Origin of the sequence: Massilia sp. CT11-108, assembly GCF_047302915.1 — a bacterium.
Taxonomy (GTDB): Bacteria; Pseudomonadota; Gammaproteobacteria; order Burkholderiales; family Burkholderiaceae_D; genus Telluria; species Telluria orientalis.
The window spans coordinates 1-3,177 of record NZ_JBKYMO010000581.1; the positions used below are offsets into that span (position 1 = coordinate 1).

Annotated in this window: 4 protein-coding genes; 3 read left to right on the forward strand and 1 reads right to left on the reverse strand. The window is 65.8% G+C overall.

Annotated elements, in window-relative coordinates; genetic code table 11:
- Together ACEN88_RS27745 and ACEN88_RS27750 are read left to right on the forward strand one after the other, a co-directional pair.
- Nucleotides 1-847 (forward strand): cyanophycinase (locus ACEN88_RS27745; protein ID WP_413344826.1); only part of this gene is annotated, 847 nt, incomplete at its 5' end.
- Between the two features lie 165 nt (nucleotides 848-1,012).
- Complete coding sequence (locus ACEN88_RS27750) at nucleotides 1,013-1,333, forward strand: hypothetical protein (RefSeq protein ID WP_413344828.1); 321 nt, start codon at nucleotides 1,013-1,015, stop codon at nucleotides 1,331-1,333.
- Here the strand turns inward: ACEN88_RS27750 and ACEN88_RS27755 are convergent.
- Nucleotides 1,330-1,815, reverse strand: coding sequence for a winged helix-turn-helix transcriptional regulator (locus tag ACEN88_RS27755; protein ID WP_160410490.1), 486 nt, complete (start codon nucleotides 1,813-1,815; stop codon nucleotides 1,330-1,332). The two genes, ACEN88_RS27750 and ACEN88_RS27755, sit on opposite strands and share 4 nt — an antisense overlap.
- Nucleotides 1,816-1,921: 106 nt before the next feature.
- Here ACEN88_RS27755 and ACEN88_RS27760 point away from each other — a divergent pair, with 106 nt between their 5' ends.
- On the forward strand, nucleotides 1,922-3,151 hold the full coding sequence (locus ACEN88_RS27760) for a D-amino acid dehydrogenase (RefSeq protein WP_413344829.1): 1,230 nt from the start codon (nucleotides 1,922-1,924) through the stop codon (nucleotides 3,149-3,151).
- Nucleotides 3,152-3,177 lie beyond the last annotated feature (26 nt).

The window sequence follows — 3,177 nt, forward strand, 5'->3', positions numbered from 1 at the left end:
CTTCACGGGCGGCGACCAGGGCCGCATCACGGCCGCGCTGCGCCACGCCGACGGCGGCAACAGCGCCGTGCTGGACGCGCTGTGGGACCTGTACCGGCGCGGCGGCGTCATCGCGGGCACGAGCGCCGGCGCCGCCATCATGAGCAAGACGATGTTCTACGAAGGCCGCGCCCCGCTGCCCACGCTGCGCGACGGCATCACGGACGGCCGCGACATCGCGCCGGGCCTCGGCTTCATCGGCGACGAGGTGTTCGTCGACCAGCATTTGCTGATCCGCGGCCGCTTCGCCCGCATGCTGCCCGCGATGCTCGCCAAGCACTACAAACTCGGCCTCGGCATCGACGAGAACACGGCGGCCGTCGTCGCACCGGACCGGTCGATCGCCGTCATCGGCTACAAGGGCGCGCTGCTGCTCGACCTCGGCCAGGCCAGCGTGGATGCCGCGCGCACCGGCTTCAACGTCACGGGTGCCCGCATCAGCTACCTCGACAGCGGCGACCGCTACGACCCGGCCAGCGGCCGCTTCACGCCCGGTCCGGACAAGGAAAGAGTCGACCCGGCCGACCCGTCGTACCGGGGCCCGCTGTTCGCCGCCGACATCCTCGGCAACACGGCCGTCGCCGACCTGCTGATGAAGCTGTGCGACAGCGACCAGGCCCGCGCAACGGGCATCGCGTTCGGCGACCCGGCCGGCGCCGCGGCCGACCGCGGCTTCGAATTCACTTTTACGCGCACGCCGGAGAGCGAGGGCTGGACGTCGAACCGGGCCGATACCTATTCCGTGTACCGGGTGCGGATGGACGTGCGGCCGGTGAAGCTGGCGTTGCCGCTGTATCGGGCGGAATGAAACGCCGTACTTGTCGCTGACCCGGGTTTGACCACCTGGTTCAGCGTCCAGCACGTGACGCCATGCCGAGTACTGATATTTCCATGTGGAAATGTTAGTATACCGGGGTTCCATTGATTGCGGCGCGCCAGCATCGCGTCACCGCAAGTTTCCCCGGAAGTTAGTATGTCGGTAAAAAGAAACGATTCTGATAGCCCCGCCCGCTTCAACTATCTGGTCTGTCTCGACCTCATCGTCGTGGCCTGCATCCTGGTCGTGGCCGGCCGGCCGGACGGCCTGGCGATCACGGTCAGCGCGATCATCATTGCCGGGGCCGCGGTCATCTATCGCTGCGCGGTCGGGGTGACGTCCTATATGTCGGCCAAGCCCGCGAAGCCGCACGCGGATCCACGCCAGGTGGAGCGCGATTTCATCGCCACCACGCCGGTGGAAAGCCCCATCGTGGCCCGCTCCAGGTCGAAGTCGTGGCTGCGCGACGGCGACTAGCGCGCGATCGACACGGCCAGCGTCTCCTTGACCTCTTCCATCACGACATAACTCTTCGACTGGCCGCCGTCCGCCACATGCAGGATCTCGCCCAGTAATCTCCGGTACTCCGTCATTTCCGGAATGCGCGCCTTGATCAGGTAGTCGAAATCGCCGGACACGAGGTGGCATTCCATCACCTCGGGAATCGCCAGCATCGCCCGGCGGAAGCGCTCGAACGCCTGCTCCGACTTCTGGCGCAGCGTGATTTCCACGAACACGAGGACCTGCAGCCCCAGCGCCCGCGGCGCCACACGCGCATGGTAGCCGGCGATGACGCCGTCGCGCTCCATGCGCTTGACCCGCTCGATGCACGGCGTCAGCGACAGGCCGACGCGCTCGGCCAGGTCCTTCATCACGATGCGGCCGTCGTCCTGCAGGATGGAGAGGATGTGCAGGTCGATGCGGTCCAGCACACGGTTCGAGTCTTTTTGCACGCGCATGATTTTTCACTGAAAAGTTAATGGCAAACCGAAACAATTATCGCATTCCTACCACTACAATAAAAACATCTTCTAATTCTAGAATAACAGAGACACAAGGAAAACTATGCGCGTCATCGTACTCGGCAGCGGCGTGGTCGGCGTGACCACCGCTTATTACCTGGCCAAGGCCGGCCACGACGTTACCGTGATCGACCGTCAACCGGGTCCGGCCCTCGAAACCAGCTTCGCCAACGCAGGCCAGATCTCGCCGGGCTATGCGTCGCCGTGGGCGGCGCCGGGCATTCCGCTGAAGGCGTTCAAATGGCTGTTCCAGCGCCACGCGCCGCTGGCGATCCAGCCTGACGGCTCCCTGTTCCAGCTCCAGTGGATGTGGGAGATGTACCGGAACTGCGACGCCGGCCGCTACGCCGTCAACAAGGAACGCATGGTACGCCTGGCAGAATATAGCCGCGATCGCATCCGTGCGCTCCGTGCCGAGACGGGCATTGCCTACGAAGGCCGCCAGCAGGGCACCTTGCAGCTGTTCCGCACGCAGGCCCAGTTCGACGGCGCCGCGAAGGACATCGAGGTGCTCAAGGAAGCCGGCGTGGCATTCGAAGTGCTGGGCCGCGAACAGCTCGCACTGGCCGAGCCGGCACTCGGCAACGTGCGCAACAAGCTGGTCGGCGGCCTGCGCCTGCCGAACGACGAGACGGGCGACTGCCAGCTGTTCACGACGCGCCTCGCGCAGATGGCGCGCGACCTCGGCGTGCGCTTCCAGTTCGACACCGCGATCGAGCGCCTCGACATCGCCAATGGCCAGATCGTTGGCGTGCAGACGAGGAAAGGACAGGAGCGAGGCCGGGTGACGGCGGACCGCTACGTGCTGGCACTGGGCAGCTATTCGCGCCTGCTGCTGAAGGATCAATTCCGCGTCCCGGTCTATCCGCTCAAGGGCTATTCGATCACCGTGCCGATCGTCGATGCGGCCAGGGCACCGGTCTCCACGATCCTCGACGAGACCTACAAGATTGCCGTGACCCGCTTCGACGACCGCATCCGCGTCGGCGGCATGGCAGAGATCGCGGGCTACAGCAAGGTGTTGAATCCGCGCCGGCGCGAGACGCTGGAACTCGTCGTCAACGACCTGTTCCCGGGCGGCGGCGACGTGGCGCGCGCCACGTTCTGGACGGGCCTGCGTCCGATGACGCCGGACAGCACCCCGATCGTGGGCGCGACGCCGCGGACGTGGCGCTGGAAGTATTCGCCGATCGCTTCCGGCGCCGTCAACGTGGGCACGTACGCCACCTTGCGTTCCAGCATCAGCCTGAACGTCGCTTCACTGGCGCCGTAGCCGTGTTCGATCGTGTCGACGCCGGC